Here is a 15,760-nt window from a genome sequence, read left to right as displayed (position 1 = left end):
TGAGGTCAACATGACGATCAAACGCATATCTTCGGGCGGAGAGTATGAGGCCAAAGTCGGCTATTGCCGTGCGGTTGTTGCAAACGGGTTCATTTTTGTGGCCGGAACTTGCGCGCAGGGTGACGATATTCCGGAAGACATCGTTGGTCAGTGCCAGTCAGCGCTTGATGCGATTGGTAAAGCGTTGGCCGAGGCTGGCGCAAGTTTCGCTGACGTTGTCAGGGTGAACTATTACCTTCCGGACATGAGCGAGTTTGAACTGTGTTGGCCGCTACTGGTTAAAACATTCGGCGCGAATCCCCCGGCCGCTACTGTGACAGAATGCAACTTAATTACTCCTAAAGACCGTATTGAGATCGAAGTGACTGCTGCGTTGCCATAATAGTGAGTGCGGTCCTAGCGACACTGGACCTTGGCGTGCCTTTGGTCCATATCTGCGGTGATAGAAATGCCGGAGGCAGCCGATGGGTATCTTGAACACATTATTGCGGGCCGTGACCTGGTGGAATGGGGCCACTCTGGGCACGCAAATCTACACTGCGCGTAAAGGCCAAAAAGTCGGCGAGGACAATGAGGGCAACGTCTTTTATCGCAACGCCGACGACAGCAAACGCTGGGTGATTTTCAACGGCGAGGCCGAGGCCAGCCGGATCGATCCTGATTGGCATGGCTGGTTGCACCGGACGTGGGATGAGCCGCCGACCGATAAGCCGCTAAAGCACAAGACCTGGGAAAAGCCGCATCAGGAAAACCTGACAGGCACTGCGATGGCCTATACGCCTGCCGGATCTCTGCGCCGCAAAGACCCGGTCGAACGCACAGACTATGAGGCCTGGAGCCCGGAATAAACGAGGCGAGCAATGTCGACTTACAATTTAACCGAAGTATTGGTCGGTGGGGCCGTATTGGCCTCTGCCGTTGCGTTTGGCGTGTATGCCAGCCAGTCCACCGGACTGTCGCAGAGCGCCACGGGCTACCAGTTGGAGGCTTCGTTTCGCTCACTCGAAGGGGTGAGCGTTGGTACGGATGTACGGCTTGCCGGTGTCAAGATCGGTACGGTGACAGGGGTAGACCTGAACCCTGACACTTACCGCGCGGACACGACGTTCACGATCCGGGATGGCATACTGGTGCCTGACGATAGCGCCATTGTAATCTCGTCCGAAGGGTTGCTCGGTGGCAATTTTGTCGAAGTAATGCCCGGTGGTTCGCCGTTTTTCTTTGAACCCGGTGATCAGGTTACGGATACACAAGGCGCGGTTAGCCTTATATCGCTCTTGGTCAAATTCGTGGCCGGGGACAGCAGCGAATGAAACACTTTGCCTTTGGCGCTGCACTGTTGGCCGCGACGACTGTTTCAGCACAACAAAAGGTCCAGTCCGGCCCCGGGGCGATTCTGCGAGGGCTGGACAAGGTCAGCGGCCAGACCGTGGATGTCGAAATGCAAAGCGGTCAAAGCGGAGAGGTTTTTGGACTGGACGTCGCTTTGGGTGACTGTCGCTATCCGCCGGAAAACCCGACGGGTGATGCCTTTGCCTATCTGACGATATGGGAAAAAGGAAAGTCGGATCAGCTGTTTGACGGGTGGATGATCGCGACCTCTCCGGCATTGAACGCGCTGGATCACGCCCGTTACGATGTCTGGGTCATACGTTGTATAACGCCCTCGGCTGATTGAGCCAGTGGCACCGTGAAATCAGCGCTGGCGTTAATCGCCTCTTCCAGTTCCTTTCGGTATTGCGAGCGCGGAATTTCGATCGCGCCAAGGGACGCCAAGTGCGCCGTGAGGAACTGAGTATCGAACAATCGAAAACCGGTTTGACGCAGACGATCCACCAGATAAGCCAATGCGATCTTTGACGCATCCTTCCGGTGGGAAAACATGCTCTCGCCGAAAAAGGCTGCCCCCAGCGTGACGCCGAAAACGCCGCCAACCAATTGGTCGCCCTCCCAAATCTCTAGCGAGTGCGCCTGACCTGAGTGATGGATTTTCAGGTATAGGTCACGCAGTTCAGCATTGATCCAGGTATCAGAACGGTCGGCACAGCCATCGACCACTCCGGCGAAGTCCTGGTTGATCGTTACCGAGAACCCGCATTTTCGAATGCGACGCGCCAGACTGCGGGAAACGTGAAAGCCATCCAAGGGAAAGACGCCGCGAAACTTGGGGTCAACCCAGAAAAGCTCGGCCGCGTTGCGGTGCTCGGCCATCGGGAAGATACCGATGGAATAGCCGTGCAGTAAAAGGTCCGGGGAAAGGCTCATCTGGAATGCTCAAGGGGCGAAGGATTGGTGTCCTTCGCCCCCGGTATGTTACTGGGCCATATTTTCCTCAAGCCAGTGCTCCAACCAGTGAATGTTGTAGTCACCGCTGTGAATGTCGGGATCCTGCAACAGGGCGTGAAACAGAGGTACTGTGGTGTCAATGCCATCGACGATCAGTTCACCCAGCGCGCGTTCCAGCCGTGCCAGTGCCTCGGCCCTGTCGCGGCCCTGAACAATCAACTTGGCGATCAGCGAATCGTAGTAGGGCGGGATCGAGTACCCGTCATACAGCGCCGAATCCATCCGTACCCCAAGGCCGCCGGGCGCATGGTAAGCCGTGATCTTGCCAGGACAGGGGGAGAAGTTCGGCAGTTTCTCTGCGTTGATCCGAACCTCGATTGCGTGGCCGTTGATCTCCAGATCGTCTTGGCTGAACGACATCTCTTCCCCGGCGGCGACAAGGATTTGCTCGCGCACCAGATCGACGCCAAAAATGCCTTCGGTTACAGGGTGTTCCACCTGCAGGCGCGTGTTCATTTCGATGAAATAAAACTCGCCGTTTTCATACAGGAACTCGATTGTACCCGCACCGATATAGTTGATTTTTGCTACGGCATCGGCACAAATCTTGCCGATCTTCGCGCGTTCTTCGGGGGTGATGCAGGGGCCGGGGGCTTCTTCGAATACTTTTTGGTGGCGGCGTTGCAGCGAACAGTCGCGCTCACCCAGATGCACCGCGTTGCCCTTCCCGTCGCCAAAGACCTGAATCTCGATATGGCGCGGCGTGGTCAGGTATTTCTCGATGTAAACCTCGTCATTGCCAAAGGCGGCTTTGCCTTCGGCGCGTGCGGTCAGGAAGGCGCTTTCCATCTCATTGGCGCTGCGGGCGACTTTCATACCACGTCCACCACCGCCGGCAGTGGCCTTGATGATGACGGGATAGCCGAACTCTTCACCGATCTTTTTTGCAGCTTCCAGATCAGGCACGCCGCCGTCAGACCCGGGAACGCAAGGAACACCCAGTTCCTTCATCGTGTCCTTGGCGGTGATCTTGTCACCCATGACGCGGATGTGTTCCGCGGTAGGGCCGATGAAGGTGATGTCGTGATCTTCGACGATCTGCACGAACTCGGCATTCTCTGACAGGAAGCCATAGCCCGGATGGATCGCCTGCGCGCCGGTGATTTCACAGGCCGAGATGATCGCGGGTACGGAAAGATAGCTTTGCGGGCTGGGGGCCGGGCCGATACACACCGATTCGTCTGCCATGCGCACATGCATTGCGTCGCTGTCGGCGGTGGAGTGGACGGCGACCGTCTTAATCCCCATCTCGCGCGCGGCGCGGATGACGCGCAGGGCGATCTCGCCTCGGTTGGCAATCAGGATCTTGTCGAACATGGGCCCGCCTTACTCGATGATGACCAGAGGGGAGCCGAACTCCACTGCATCGCCGTCTCCGACCAGAATGCGTTTGATTGTGCCCGCCTTGGGCGCGTGGATGTGGTTCATGGTCTTCATCGCTTCGACGATCAACAGCGTGTCGCCTTCGGACACAGATGCGCCGACCGAGATGAACGCGGGCGCGCCCGGTTCGGGTTGCATGTAAACGGTACCAACCATGGGTGACGTCACCGCGCCGGGATGGTTTGCCGGGTCTTCAACGGCGGCGGGCGCGTCGGCAGGGGCAGGAGCAGGGGCGCCAGTGGGTGCGGCAGGTGCGGCGGTCGGAACGGCGACCTGAACCGGAGCAGCAGCGGCCTGGGTCAATCGGCTGACGCGTACGTTCAGGCTGTCTTCTTCGCCATATTCACGTTTGACCTGCAATTCCGTCAGGTCGTTTTCGCGCAGCAATTCCGCCAGTGCCTTGATGAATGCCACATCCGCTTCGTGTTTGGTGTCTGTCATGAGTGTCCTCGACGGTTCCCCTTTGGCCCGTCTGTTCCTGCGGGCTTTGGTCTGATTACGCAGCGTTATAAGCCAAGCGCCCGGTCATGAAAAGCGCAGTCTGGCCTTGTGAGAAGCCGGTTTTTTCAGGTTCTCGCAAGGCAAAAGGGGTTAAAGCGGCATACCCGAAAGTTTCGCCACCAGTTCGGGCAGTTTGCGGGCGCCGAATTTCTCCAGCAGGCGCGCTCGGTAAGCTTCGATCGTGCGATAACTCAACTCTAACTCTGCCCCGATTTCTTTTGCCGACAGTCCACGGCAGGACAGGATGGCGACCTCGCGTTCGCGGGCGGTCAGTTCAACCAGCGGACGTTCCTCGGAAATGTCGGAAAAGCTCCAGATTCCATGGCGGAACGGATCATCGGGCGTTAGTGAGCGCCCACGCGCGCGGCACCAAAACAAACCACCATTGCGCCGCCGCATGACCCTTTCGTCCGTGTAGTATCCGGTATCACGCATCACTTGCAGACTACGGGCACCAATACGCTCCCAATCAGCGACAGATGGGTAAAGGTGCAGCAGCGGCATGTTGCGATAGTCTGCGGCTTCACCGCCAAAGGTGCGGGCGAACTGTAAATTGCACCGCCGGATGACCCGGTTTTCCAGTTCGACCAATCCGATTGGGGCATATTCAAAGGCGGGATCGCTCATCGTGCTATCGTGCAAGTAATTCATCGAAAATAGAAGGGGTGGTGCGCAGATTCTGGCCTGGGTTGTGGTGCGGAGTCCTGTTTTGGTTTGTTAAGCCTGTAAATGCACTATGAAAATAAGTAATTAAATAATACAAATACAACAAGAGTTCTGAAAATTACGGGATGATCTTAACGGATGGTTTCGCTAAGGGAGGGGCGAGAGCATGCGCGATACTCTGACAGGCAGCCGTATACGGGAAAGGCGGCAGATCGCGGGTCTGCGGCAGGCCGAGCTGGCGCGGCAGGTTGGGATTTCAGCCTCATACCTGAACCTTATCGAACACAATCGCCGACGGATTGGTGGCAAACTGTTGGTCGATATCGCATCGGCGTTAACGGTGGAACCTTCGGTGCTGACGCGGGGAATCGAGGCGACTTTGATCTCGGCGCTGCGCGAGGCTGCGGCGGATTCCGTCGGGCAGAAGGCAGAGTTGGACGGATTAGAGGAATTCGCCGGCCGTTTTCCCGGATGGGCGGGCGTTCTGGCGCAAATGCACCGCCGGGTCGTGTCCCTTGAGCGTACGGTTGAAACGCTGTCTGACCGTCTGACGCATGATCCGCATCTGGCCGCATCCATGCATGAGGTTTTGTCGACCGCTGCTGCGATTCGCTCAACCGCTGCGATTCTGGCTGACACACAAGAGATCGAGCCGCAGTGGCGGGACAGATTTCACAAAAACCTGCATCAGGATGCAGAACGTCTGGCGGACAGCTCGAAATCTCTGGTCACTTATCTGGACAACAGCGATTCTGATGGGGATCACCGCGGTGTCCCGCAGGAAGACGTCGAGGCGTTTTTTGACGCCAACAACCACCATTTCAACGATATGGAGCACGGTGGAGCAGCGACAGACGTCGACCTGTCCGAACTGGACTCGGCAGCGGCGAAATCTCTGACGCAGGACTTCCTTGCTATTTATGCCGCAGACGCAAGGGCGATGCCATTGAAGGATGTGCAGGCCGCTTTGGCGGAGGCTCCGCTTGATCCGCTGCAACTGGCATCCCGGTTTTCGGTGGATGTTGCAACGGTTCTGCGTCGGCTTGCGACCTTACCGGACGGGTATCTGGGCCGCCCAACCGGTTTGGTCGTGTGTGACGCATCCGGAAGTATTCTGTTCAGCAAATCGGTTCCCGGATTCGCCATGCCGCGGTTTGGCGAAGCCTGCCCCTTGTGGCCGTTGTTTCAGGCGCTGAACAGGCCATTGGTTCCGATCCGTCAACGCGTCGCTCAGCTTGGGCGGGCAGCGGCTGTCTTCGATTGCTACGCCTACGCCTGGCCGCAACCGGGATCCAAATTTGATCAGGCTCCGGTTTATCGTTCGGTGATGCTAGTGCGCTCGGTTGAGGATGTCGCGCAGGATGCGCAGGCCGTCGCGCGCGTAGGTCCCAGTTGCAGGGTCTGCCCCCACGAGAATTGTTCGTCCCGGCGTGAGCCGTCGATTCTGAGCGAAGGTTTTTGACAGTTTCCCGACATCGCGCGTAAGCTGACGTGGATGGGTCGTCCATTCAACGGCCTGTCACGGGGAGGACAGACAGTCATGAGCCGTAAGGTTCTGTTAATTGAGGATGAACCCAACATCGCCGAGGCTATTCGGTTCCTGCTGACACGCGAAGGGTGGCAGGTGGAAACCCATGCAGAAGGCGCGGATGCGTTGCAGGTTATCCGGGTGGCAAGCCCGGACCTTGTTATTTTGGATGTGATGCTGCCGGGAAAAAGCGGGATGGAGATTCTGCGCGACCTGCGTGAGTTGGAGGACATGCAGGGATTGCCAGTTCTCATGCTGACGGCGCGTGGCCAGACCCGCGACCGCGAGATGGCCGAAAATGCGGGCGTCAGCCGCTTTATGACCAAACCTTTTTCCAATACCGAGATGCTGACGGCTGTACGCGATCTGCATGCACAGGCGACACAGTCATGAGCACGCACGAAGACCGACCGCCCTCAGGTGCGCGGCCTTCGCTGTTTCTTGAGCGGCAAAGCTATCGCCGCCGCCGGTTGACGGATGCGGCGCGGCTCCTGCCCTTTCTGGGGGCGGCGCTACTCGCTGTTCCTTTGCTTTGGCCGGATGGTCCGAGCCGCCAGCAAGCGGTGCCGCTGTCTTCTGCCATGTTTTACATCTTTGCCTGCTGGGTTGGTCTGATCGTCGCCAGCCTTGTTTTTGGGTTTGCGGCTCGTCGGATGTCGGCGCAAGACGAATCCAAACCCGGGTCGGACCAATGGCCACGCTGAACGTTCTGATCCTGGTTTGCCTAGGGTATGTCGTGCTGCTGTTCGGTGTGGCCTTTGCCGCAGACAGGTTGGCAGCAGCCGGTAAGGGGGCATGGCTTCGGTCTTCGCTGATCTATACGCTGTCCCTTTCGATCTATTGCACGGCGTGGACGTTTTATGGTGCCGTGGGCAATGCCGCGCGGTCAGGGCTGGAATTCGTGACGATCTACCTCGGCCCAACGCTGGTGATGATAAGCTGGTGGTGGGGGCTTCGAAAACTGGTGCGGGTCGGGCGCAGCCATCGGGTGACGTCTATCGCTGACCTGATTTCCTCGCGCTATGGCAAATCCAACACGCTGGCGATCTGCGTGACCATTCTGGCGGTACTGGGCGGAACGCCCTATATCGCGCTGCAGCTTCAATCCATTACTTTGTCGTTTTCAATATTCGCCGACGCCGACCCTTCGGGCCTATACCGCGAAGGCTCAAGTGTATTCTGGGTTGCGGCTGGGCTGGCCGTTTTTGCGATCCTCTTTGGCACCCGAAACCTGGATGCGAATGAGCGTCACCACGGGGTCGTGACGGCTATCGCACTAGAGTCCGTAGTCAAGCTGTTTGCCCTGCTTGCCGTTGGCGCTTTTGTTGTCTGGGGTGTCGCGGGGGGCGTTGGTCCGATGATGGACCGCATCGATGCCTCTGAGATCGGGCACTGGAATGTCGACACGGGACGCTGGACAACCTTCATCTTTCTATCCGCAGCGGCCTTTGTCTGCCTTCCTCGCATGTTCCAGGTAATGGTGGTCGAAAACACGGATGAAGGACACCTGAGGACGGCTGCCTGGGCCTTTCCCCTGTATCTGCTGCTTATCAGTCTTTTCGTGGTGCCGATTGCCGTTGTCGGTCTGGACATTATGCCCGAAGGCTCGAACCCGGATTTGTTTGTGCTGACGGTACCTTTGTCGCAAGGCAATGACTGGCTGGCGATGCTGTCATTCATTGGCGGATTCTCTTCGGCCACGTCGATGGTCATTGTGACGGCGATGGCGCTGTCGACGATGGTTTCGAACCATGTGGTCATGCCCATATGGCTGAGCACGCAGGGAGGGTCGGGGTCCGTATCTGGTGATGTCCGACATATCGTTTTGCTTGCACGGCGCATATCGATTGCCGTGATCATGGCGCTGGGATTTTTCTACTATCGTTTGTCCGGTGGCGGCGCGGCGTTGGCGTCGATAGGACTGATAGCGTTCGCCGGCATCGCGCAGATACTGCCAGCCTTGGTTGGTGGATTGTTCTGGCGCGGGGCGACACGCACCGGCGCGCTTGCGGGTTTGACGGTCGGGTTCTTGCTTTGGATCTACACTCTGCTGCTGCCGGGGATGGGCGGCGTGTTGATGCCCGAGTCTGTTCTCCACAACGGCCCATTTGGCTTGAGCTGGTTGCGTCCACAGGCATTGTTCGGCATCGAAGGGATGGATCCGATGGTGCACACGGTCATGTGGTCCCTTTCACTGAATACAATCGCGTTTTGCGTAGCCTCTTTGTTGAGCTTCCCCAGCCCGTTAGAGCGTTTGCAGGCCGCACAATTCGTCAACGTCTTTGATCATTCCGTCGCTCCGCGTGGCTGGACCGGTTCGGTGGCGCAGAGCGAGGATCTGATGATCATGACTCAGCGTATTCTGGGCGCAGGCCCCGCGCACGAGTTCTTTCAGGCCGAAGCCGAAAAGCAAGGTGGCAGGGCTAGTCTGCCCGAGCCTACGCCGGCCTTTCTCGAACGCTTGGAGCGCGAGCTTAGCGGGTCCGTCGGGGCTGCGACCGCGCATGCGATGATTGGTCAGATCGTTGGCGGCTCGTCCGTGTCGGTCGAGGATTTGTTGGCCGTGGCTGACGAGTCCGCACAGTTGCTGGAGTATTCCGGTCAGCTTGAAGCAAAGTCTGCCGAACTTACCCGTACCGCGCGCCAATTGCGCGAGGCCAATGCCAAACTGACGCAAATCTCGGAACAAAAGGACAGTTTCCTAAGTCAGGTCAGCCACGAGCTGCGTACACCCATGACCTCGATCCGAGCCTTTTCCGAGATTATGCGCGATACTGACGAGCTGAGCCACGAAGAGCAGACACGCTATGCCGCGATCATCCACGATGAGGCTTTGCGCCTGACCCGGCTGCTGGACGATCTGCTGGACCTGAGCGTTCTGGAAAGCGGTCGCGTCAGTCTGAATGTTGGTGATGATACGCTGCGTTCTGTCTTGGATCGGGCGGTTTCCAGCACGCTTGCTGGAACTAGTAAAACCCTGACAGTTCGTCGAACAAAGGCAGCCGAGCGTATCCCGCTGCAAACCGATCTGGACCGGCTGGGGCAGGTGTTCATCAACCTGATCTCGAATGCCCTGAAATACTGTGACGCAGATGAGCCAGAGCTTACGATTTCAGCTCATGATGTGGGCGGCCATGTGGTGATTGATTTTGTTGACAACGGCAGCGGTATCCCGCCCGGGGCGCGGTCGGTGGTATTTGAGAAATTTGCCCGCGTGGGAGGAGATAAGGCAGGCGGCGCCGGGCTGGGGCTGGCGATTTGCCGCGAGATCATGCAGCGTCTGGGCGGTGAGATCATGTATCTACCCGGGCAGGGCGGTGCAGCATTCCGTGTGAGGTTGCCATTGGCGTATCAGCAGGCCGCTCAGTGACACAGATGTAAAGTTATTCTTAACCAGAGCTGGGTTAGACCGAAGGCCAGACGCAGCAATACACAGCGGATTCGGGCATGATGCAAACGGTTAGCGCAGCTTTGGCGCGCAAGCTTTCGGTAGGGCGGGAAGAGCAGGAAGAAAAGCCGCGTTCAATCTTGCGCGCGCTGCGATTGGCCTTTGCCCGCGCGGCCAGCGACCGGCTGCAACTGCCGTTGGCTGTAATCGGGGCAAAGCAGTCCAGTCGATCAACAGATGCGCTAACGGATGGAATCGGGGAAGACTGGCTGTTGCTACGATTTGTGGATCGCAACGGTAAGGCAGCATCAGTCTGCATGGAGCTTGGTGTCGTTGCGGCCATTGTACAAGTGCAAACCTTTGGAGAGATGTTGGCTGACGATCCTGCGCCCCGCGTGTTTACGCATACGGACGGGGCAATGGTGGCCCCATTGATCGAAGACGTTTTTTCGCGGGCGGTGGAACTTGTGGATGCATCGGCGGATCAATCCATTCTAACCGGTTATGAATTTGCTGCGCGCTTTTCTGATCTGCGTACGTTGACCTTGGCGATGGTCGAAGACGTATATCGAGCGTTTGAATTGACCATTGAGCTGGGCGGTGGACTACGGCAGGGGCGTGTCTCGATCTTATTGCCGGAGCGCCCTGACGAGGAAAACGACCCAGACCTGCCAGAGGACAACGGCCCCAAACTTGAACAGGCGTCGGGAGTATTACGGGCTGAACTCAATACAGTGATCTGCCGTATGTCACTTCCACTGGCGACATTGTCCGACCTTGTGGTTGGTGATGTCCTGCCGTTGACAGGATCAAGGCTGGATCATGCCGAAGTGCTGACAATCGACCGCACGCGCACTGCAATTGGACGTTTGGGACAATGCAGTGGAATGCGTGCGGTGCGCCTGAACGAATACGTGAACGTAGCGTCGCTGTCGCAATCCGAGAATGAGGAGTTTTCAGATTCACCTTCGTCTATGGTGCCGCACAACGAACCCGAGATACCCATGCAGACTGAGGTTGCGCAGGTGCCCGCCCTGTTCGATCCACCTGTGATGAAAGACATTGAACCTGACCTGAACTTTGCCGAGTCAGATGAACTGCTTGTTGATCCTGCGCAGTTTGCAGAGCTGGCTACATCAGAAACCGAGCCGGGCAGTCACAGCTAAATCAATCCGTACCGGCGCGATTCTGATCAAGGATCGGTCGCAGGTTTTCAAGCGCATAACCCGCCTTGGTGGTAGCGCGCAGGATGTCATCCGTGCTCATCTGGTCGCGCTGACCCAACGCCCACACCACGGAACACCGCGTGCCCGAGGCACAATAGGCCAAAACTGGTCCATCACAGTTTTCGGCCATTTCGCGTTGCAGGGCTACATTCTCGGGTGTCATCGTCTGGTGAGTCAGCTCAAGAACTTCGTACTCCATACCAGCCGCGCGTACCGCTTCTCCGATTACGTCCGACTGCAGACTCGCCGGAACCTCGATATTGGGGCGGTTGCAGATTACTTTTACAAAGCCGGCTTCGGCGATTGCTGGAACGTCCTCGACCGTGATTTGCGGCGAGACAGCATAGCGGGGTGTAATTGGGCGAATCTCCATGAGTATTGCTTAGGCCGGGTTCGCTGATCTGTCCAGTTGGGCGCCAACCGATGGGGCCGCAACCATTCCTGCAATCATAGAGATCAGAAAGATCACACCGCCGATTCCGCCATAGCTGAGCGATGCCAGTGCCGGGCCGGGGCACAACCCTGCCAGACCCCAGCCCATTCCAAACAGGGTTGACCCCAGGATCAGGCGGCGATTCATCTCAGGCGCGCTTTTCGGTGGAAAATGACCGCCGGTCAGAGGTTGACGGTTTGTCGTCAATCGCCATGCAAACAGCATTGGAATGATTGCGCCGCCCATTACAAAGGCAAGCGTTGGGTCCCAGTTGCCAAAAACATCCAACCAACCCAACACTTTTGTCGTGTCCGTCATGCCTGAGATCAGCAAACCTGTGCCAAACAGGGACCCGGCCAGAATCGAAATCAAAATGCGCATCAGATCAGCCCCCAGACATGGCGCAGCAGGGCGACTGTTACGACTCCGGCAGCGATATAGACGAGAGTGGCGGCAATCCCACGGAAAGAGAGCCGGGAAATGCCACAGACACCGTGCCCCGACGTACATCCATTGGCGATGCGTGTTCCCAGCCCCACCAGCAGGCCCGCGACGATCACGATTGTGATATTCCCGGTCAGATGAGTCTCAGTCGCGGGCGAGATCAGAGGACGCAGCAACAAGGGCATGCCGATAAGACCGGCCAAAAAACCAAGCCTTTCAAGCGAGCGGTCGCTGCCGTCGATCAGACCACCCAGAATGCCGCTTGCCCCCATAATGCGCCCATTGCCCAGCAGGTAGATTGCAGCGCCCAGCCCAATCAGAAGGCCTCCGCCAAGGCCTAAAATCCATTCAGTTTGCATTCTTCTTCCTTTGTAAGATCGCAGCCAGCGTTTCAGAGTTTGTTCAAAGGCACCTTGAGGAACACGTTGCCTTTTTCATCCGCTGGCGGCATTTGGCCCGCACGCATATTGACCTGCAACGAGGGCAGGATCAGGCGTGGCATTGGCAATGTGGCGTCGCGCGCGTCGCGCATTTCCACGAATTCTTCGATCGAGCGACCTTGTCCGATATGAACGTTCAAGGCCTTCTGCTCTCCTACCGTAGTTTCCCACGCGTACTCATCGCGCCCCGGTGCCTTGTAGTCGTGGCCGACAAAGATACGTGTCTGATCCGGTAAGGATAATATTTTCTGGATCGAGTTGAACAGCGTTGCGGATGACCCGCCCGGAAAGTCACAGCGCGCGGTACCAAAATCGGGCATGAACAAGGTGTCACCGACAAAAGCGGCATCACCGATGACGTAAGTCAGACAGGCGGGTGTATGGCCAGGGGTGTGCAGAACGTCGCCGCGCATCTGACCAACGTGAAAGCTGTCACCCTCGCGAAACAGTGCGTCGAACTGGCTGCCATCGCGCTGGAACTCGGTGCCTTCGTTAAAGACTTTTCCAAAGGTTTCCTGAACAGTCACGATCTGATCACCGATCCCGATTTTTCCACCCAGTTCCTGCTGTAGATAAGGGGCTGCAGACAGGTGGTCGGCGTGGACATGGCTTTCGAGTATCCATTCCACCCGCAGGCAATTCGCCTGAACATAGTCCACTATCTGATCCGCTGATCCTGTGCTGGTGCGACCAGAGGCGTGGTCGAAATCCAGAACGCTGTCGATAATTGCGCAACCTAGCCCCTCGGGTTCTTGCACGATGTAAGAAACCGTAAACGTGTCTGGATCAAAAAAAGGCTTCACTTTCGGTGTCATGTGGTCCTCAGCAGCCGCCATCTAATCAAGTATTAGTTGCAGATTCTGTTGCGATCAACACTACGCAGTTTGATGCCGGTCAAAGCAAGGCGCGCGCATTTCGAGTAAATTTTGAACAATCTGTATCTGGGTGCTTTGATTACGCGTGTGACCGGCGGGATTCCGCGCGCAATTGACCTACGGTAACCAAGTCGTAAAACAGTTACCACTTTCCGGGTACGATAACGTTATTGGGAGGATGTTATGTCAGCAGTAAATTTGTATTCCGAAGCCGAACAGCTTGAGAAAAAGCTGAACGGAGCAAGCCTCGACACGCGCATCGCTTTGCAGCCGAGTGTCACAAAGGTGATCGAAAGAATGCGCCAGCAAGGGGTGCATGTGCCGTCGCGCTTGCGTCGGCTGGACGCGGCATTGTGCGAAGACGCAATGGAAGCGCGTTTCGACAACCTGCCGGTCTGATTACAGCTTGTTAGCCCAAGGATATTCCGACGATCACCACCATCAGGCCGATCACGGAAAGAAAAAGAGCCGCCAAGTTCCACGGCAGAACACCTTGAACAACTGCGCGCAGTTCGTCGTCTGACAAACCGGATCTGCGCGCTTTCATCACACGCAGGATACACCAAACGAGGCCCAGCAGCCCGGCGAGTGACAGGGCGGCACCGCCCCAGGTGATGACTTCGAACATGGTTCCCCACATTTGCGTATCATTTCCGTCTGCGCTTAGCGGATCGCCCACTTATTCACAAGTGCGGTAGGATTGGATGCTTGCGGCCTAGGCAGTGGCATTGTATCCGGCGTGGTACCCGCTGTTGCAGCATTGAAACCAGGGGATGCCCGAAGCCCTACTGAAACCCAGTAGGACTTTTGTTCTTAAGGAACATGAACCAAGCGGAATACATGACGTGCAGCAGGTATTCCTTCACCACAACAGGCCAGAATCAGGAACAGCAAGATGAGCATGACCGAAGACGCAGAAGCAAACTACAAAGTCACCGCTGGTGAGCTTCGCCAATTTGTTGAGCGCATTGAGCGTTTGGAGCTAGAGAAAAAAGATATCGCCGATCAAATAAAGGAAGTGTATTCCGAAAGTAAATCTCGGGGCTATGACGTGAAGGCCCTGCGCAGCATCATTTCTCTGAGAAAACGAGACAAAGACGATATTGCAGAGCAAGAAGCCGTTATCGAGATGTACAAAGAAGCCCTTGGCATGAATTAGCAACAGCTATGCCAAAAGGTTTGTCTTGCCGGGCTGGGAGCATTTTTTCCCAAAGCCCGCTTTGCCCATCGAAAGCCTTTTTATGCGGCCGCTCAGGCTGGGCTGAGCAGCCGCGGATCAGGTTTACCCTAGGAAGGACAGAACGTGGTTGGTCACGTCTTGCGGGGCGTCCTCTGGGCTGTAGTGGCCTGCTTCGGGAAGGCGGTGAATTTTGCCGTTCGGGAATGCGGCCTCGAACAGCGGAAGAAAATGCTTGGCATGAAGCGTCTGGTCTTTTTCACCCCAAAGCGCAAGCGCGGGTTTTGCGCTGATCGCGTTCCGGGTTGCCGCATCGGGTTCTTCGAATTTGTGCGCCCCGGCCGCAAACCCCTTGGCCCACCCGATAGCTCCGGCAGCCTCGGCCGGTGTCGGAAAAGGTGCGCGGTAGGCGTCTAGCCAGGCGTCCGTCACGATTGAGGGATCTTCAAAGCCGTTCAGTTTCAAAGTTGAGAGGATGGTGTAATCCAACTGGCCCAACAGCGGCTCAAGAGTCCCGTTGTCATGTGCTTTGAGAATCCATTGAAACCACGGCGCATCACCCGCATTCGCGACGAGCCGGTCAATCAGGTCTGGTTGACCCAGTGGTGTTGGTCCGTTGACCGAAACAATCTGCTTGACCCTGTCGGGATGGCGAACCGCAAACCCCATGCCGGTCGGGCCGCCAAAGTCATGCATCACAAGCGTCACATCTCGGAGGTCGAGGGCAAGGGCGACCGCCTCCAGATTGTCGACATGATCCTGCAACCAATAGGTTCGGTCCTTTGGCGTGGCGCTTTTGCCAAAACCCATATGGTCGACAGCAATGACCCGATGATGGCGCGACCATTCAGCGATTTGATGCCGGAACAGATAGCTCCACGTGGGTTCGCCATGCAGTAACAGCAAAGTCTCGGGTCCCTCACCAACGTCAATATAGTGGGCGGGATAGCCGGGTGCGTCCGTGTAGTTTGCAGGAAAGGGCCAGGTGCCGTCAAAAGTGGCGTCAGACGGTACGGCGGGGGTTATTGTGGTCATATTGGAGTCTCCAAAACTTTGAATTGGCCGCAGGCCCGCGCCAAGCGCGCCTGCGACGACGGTCAACTGCAGCATTTTGCGGCGTGTGAAGTTACTCTTGTAGGCGAGTGGCTCGAACGGGCTCATCCCGGCATCCTTCCAATGTGCATACAGAATTTGAGTTCTGAGTTGAGGAAGCCCGCCTCCCGGCAGGCAAAACGGTGTAACCTTTCCAACGGGCGCGCAGTTTCACGAGACGCCAGTTGGGCGTTCTCCTTTCCGCTACATGGGGGACGTAATGTGGCGCTTGATGCCTTACCAATTCGAAAAAGGCGCGCG

Annotated in this window: 21 protein-coding genes; 11 read left to right on the top strand and 10 right to left on the bottom strand. The window is 57.0% G+C overall.

Annotation, left to right across the window (positions count from 1 at the left end; all coding sequences use genetic code 11):
* The first annotated feature begins 10 nt into the window (after positions 1-10).
* The 4 genes from LCM21_RS04565 (at position 11) to LCM21_RS04550 (ending at position 1,678) form a co-directional block, all read left to right on the top strand.
* Positions 11-382: a Rid family hydrolase gene (locus LCM21_RS04565; RefSeq protein ID WP_224889514.1), complete on the top strand. Its 372-nt coding sequence runs from the start codon at positions 11-13 to the stop codon at positions 380-382.
* Between the two features lie 82 nt (positions 383-464).
* Positions 465-848, top strand: a complete 384-nt coding sequence (locus LCM21_RS04560; RefSeq protein WP_068337490.1) for an NADH:ubiquinone oxidoreductase subunit NDUFA12 — start codon at positions 465-467, stop codon at positions 846-848.
* Between the two features lie 12 nt (positions 849-860).
* Positions 861-1,313 (top strand): outer membrane lipid asymmetry maintenance protein MlaD, encoded by a 453-nt coding sequence (gene mlaD / locus LCM21_RS04555; RefSeq protein WP_224889513.1) that lies wholly within the window; start codon positions 861-863, stop codon positions 1,311-1,313.
* Positions 1,310-1,678, top strand: a complete 369-nt coding sequence (locus tag LCM21_RS04550) for a DUF2155 domain-containing protein (protein WP_224889512.1) — start codon at positions 1,310-1,312, stop codon at positions 1,676-1,678. The genes mlaD and LCM21_RS04550 overlap by 4 nt, the downstream gene beginning before the upstream one ends.
* Here LCM21_RS04550 and aat read toward each other — a convergent pair.
* The 4 genes from aat to LCM21_RS04530 all read right to left on the bottom strand — a co-directional run bounded on the left by aat (position 1,633) and on the right by LCM21_RS04530 (position 4,857).
* On the bottom strand, positions 1,633-2,265 hold the full coding sequence (gene aat / locus LCM21_RS04545; RefSeq protein ID WP_224889511.1) for a leucyl/phenylalanyl-tRNA--protein transferase: 633 nt from the start codon (positions 2,263-2,265) through the stop codon (positions 1,633-1,635). The genes LCM21_RS04550 and aat overlap by 46 nt on opposite strands.
* 48 nt (positions 2,266-2,313) lie before the next feature.
* Positions 2,314-3,663 carry an acetyl-CoA carboxylase biotin carboxylase subunit gene (gene accC, locus LCM21_RS04540; RefSeq protein ID WP_224889510.1) on the bottom strand — a complete coding sequence of 450 codons (1,350 nt, stop codon included), beginning with the start codon at positions 3,661-3,663 and terminating at the stop codon, positions 2,314-2,316.
* A gap of 9 nt (positions 3,664-3,672) precedes the next feature.
* Entirely contained in the window at positions 3,673-4,170 is a 498-nt protein-coding gene (gene accB / locus LCM21_RS04535) for an acetyl-CoA carboxylase biotin carboxyl carrier protein (RefSeq protein WP_224889509.1), read from the bottom strand.
* A gap of 150 nt (positions 4,171-4,320) precedes the next feature.
* Positions 4,321-4,857, bottom strand: a complete 537-nt coding sequence (locus LCM21_RS04530) for a LuxR C-terminal-related transcriptional regulator (RefSeq protein ID WP_068337480.1) — start codon at positions 4,855-4,857, stop codon at positions 4,321-4,323.
* Between the two features lie 205 nt (positions 4,858-5,062).
* On the opposite strand from LCM21_RS04530, the gene LCM21_RS04525 reads away from it, so the two are divergent.
* From LCM21_RS04525 to LCM21_RS04505, 5 genes are all read left to right on the top strand, one after another.
* The gene (locus LCM21_RS04525; RefSeq protein ID WP_224889508.1) at positions 5,063-6,358 is read left to right on the top strand and encodes a helix-turn-helix transcriptional regulator; all 1,296 of its coding nucleotides are present in this window, start codon (positions 5,063-5,065) and stop codon (positions 6,356-6,358) included.
* Between the two features lie 78 nt (positions 6,359-6,436).
* The gene (locus tag LCM21_RS04520; RefSeq protein ID WP_224889507.1) at positions 6,437-6,817 is read left to right on the top strand and encodes a response regulator transcription factor; all 381 of its coding nucleotides are present in this window, start codon (positions 6,437-6,439) and stop codon (positions 6,815-6,817) included.
* Positions 6,814-7,128, top strand: a complete 315-nt coding sequence (locus LCM21_RS04515) for a hypothetical protein (RefSeq protein WP_224889506.1) — start codon at positions 6,814-6,816, stop codon at positions 7,126-7,128. The genes LCM21_RS04520 and LCM21_RS04515 overlap by 4 nt, the downstream gene beginning before the upstream one ends.
* Complete coding sequence (locus LCM21_RS04510) at positions 7,116-9,794, top strand: sensor histidine kinase (protein WP_224889505.1); 2,679 nt, start codon at positions 7,116-7,118, stop codon at positions 9,792-9,794. The genes LCM21_RS04515 and LCM21_RS04510 overlap by 13 nt, the downstream gene beginning before the upstream one ends.
* Before the next feature lie 77 nt (positions 9,795-9,871).
* Positions 9,872-10,978 (top strand): FliM/FliN family flagellar motor C-terminal domain-containing protein, encoded by a 1,107-nt coding sequence (locus LCM21_RS04505; protein ID WP_224889504.1) that lies wholly within the window; start codon positions 9,872-9,874, stop codon positions 10,976-10,978.
* Position 10,979: 1 nt separating this feature from the next.
* On the opposite strand, the gene LCM21_RS04500 is transcribed toward LCM21_RS04505, so the two are convergent.
* From LCM21_RS04500 to LCM21_RS04485, 4 genes are read right to left on the bottom strand one after another with little or no spacing between them, the layout of a single operon-like run.
* Entirely contained in the window at positions 10,980-11,411 is a 432-nt protein-coding gene (locus LCM21_RS04500) for a protein tyrosine phosphatase family protein (protein WP_224889503.1), read from the bottom strand.
* Positions 11,412-11,420: 9 nt separating this feature from the next.
* Entirely contained in the window at positions 11,421-11,852 is a 432-nt protein-coding gene (locus LCM21_RS04495) for a DUF6691 family protein (protein ID WP_224889502.1), read from the bottom strand.
* Entirely contained in the window at positions 11,852-12,274 is a 423-nt protein-coding gene (locus LCM21_RS04490) for a YeeE/YedE family protein (RefSeq protein WP_224889501.1), read from the bottom strand. The genes LCM21_RS04495 and LCM21_RS04490 overlap by 1 nt, the downstream gene beginning before the upstream one ends.
* 32 nt (positions 12,275-12,306) lie before the next feature.
* On the bottom strand, positions 12,307-13,170 hold the full coding sequence (locus LCM21_RS04485; protein WP_224889500.1) for an MBL fold metallo-hydrolase: 864 nt from the start codon (positions 13,168-13,170) through the stop codon (positions 12,307-12,309).
* Positions 13,171-13,413: 243 nt separating this feature from the next.
* Between LCM21_RS04485 and LCM21_RS04480 the strand changes: the two genes are divergently transcribed.
* Complete coding sequence (locus tag LCM21_RS04480; RefSeq protein WP_224889499.1) at positions 13,414-13,629, top strand: hypothetical protein; 216 nt, start codon at positions 13,414-13,416, stop codon at positions 13,627-13,629.
* Between the two features lie 10 nt (positions 13,630-13,639).
* Here the strand turns inward: LCM21_RS04480 and LCM21_RS04475 are convergent, their stop codons facing one another.
* Entirely contained in the window at positions 13,640-13,858 is a 219-nt protein-coding gene (locus tag LCM21_RS04475; protein WP_224889720.1) for a hypothetical protein, read from the bottom strand.
* Between the two features lie 267 nt (positions 13,859-14,125).
* Here LCM21_RS04475 and LCM21_RS04470 point away from each other — a divergent pair, with 267 nt between their 5' ends.
* Positions 14,126-14,389: a DUF2312 domain-containing protein gene (locus LCM21_RS04470; protein ID WP_224889498.1), complete on the top strand. Its 264-nt coding sequence runs from the start codon at positions 14,126-14,128 to the stop codon at positions 14,387-14,389.
* A gap of 123 nt (positions 14,390-14,512) precedes the next feature.
* Here LCM21_RS04470 and LCM21_RS04465 read toward each other — a convergent pair whose 3' ends face one another.
* A complete protein-coding gene (locus tag LCM21_RS04465; protein WP_224889497.1) occupies positions 14,513-15,568 on the bottom strand; it encodes an alpha/beta fold hydrolase in 1,056 nt (351 codons plus the stop codon).
* Positions 15,569-15,760 lie beyond the last annotated feature (192 nt).

The organism is Ruegeria profundi (assembly GCF_020171505.1).
Lineage (GTDB): Bacteria > Pseudomonadota > Alphaproteobacteria > Rhodobacterales > Rhodobacteraceae > Ruegeria > Ruegeria profundi.
This window is presented reverse-complemented; position numbering and strand designations above follow the sequence as displayed.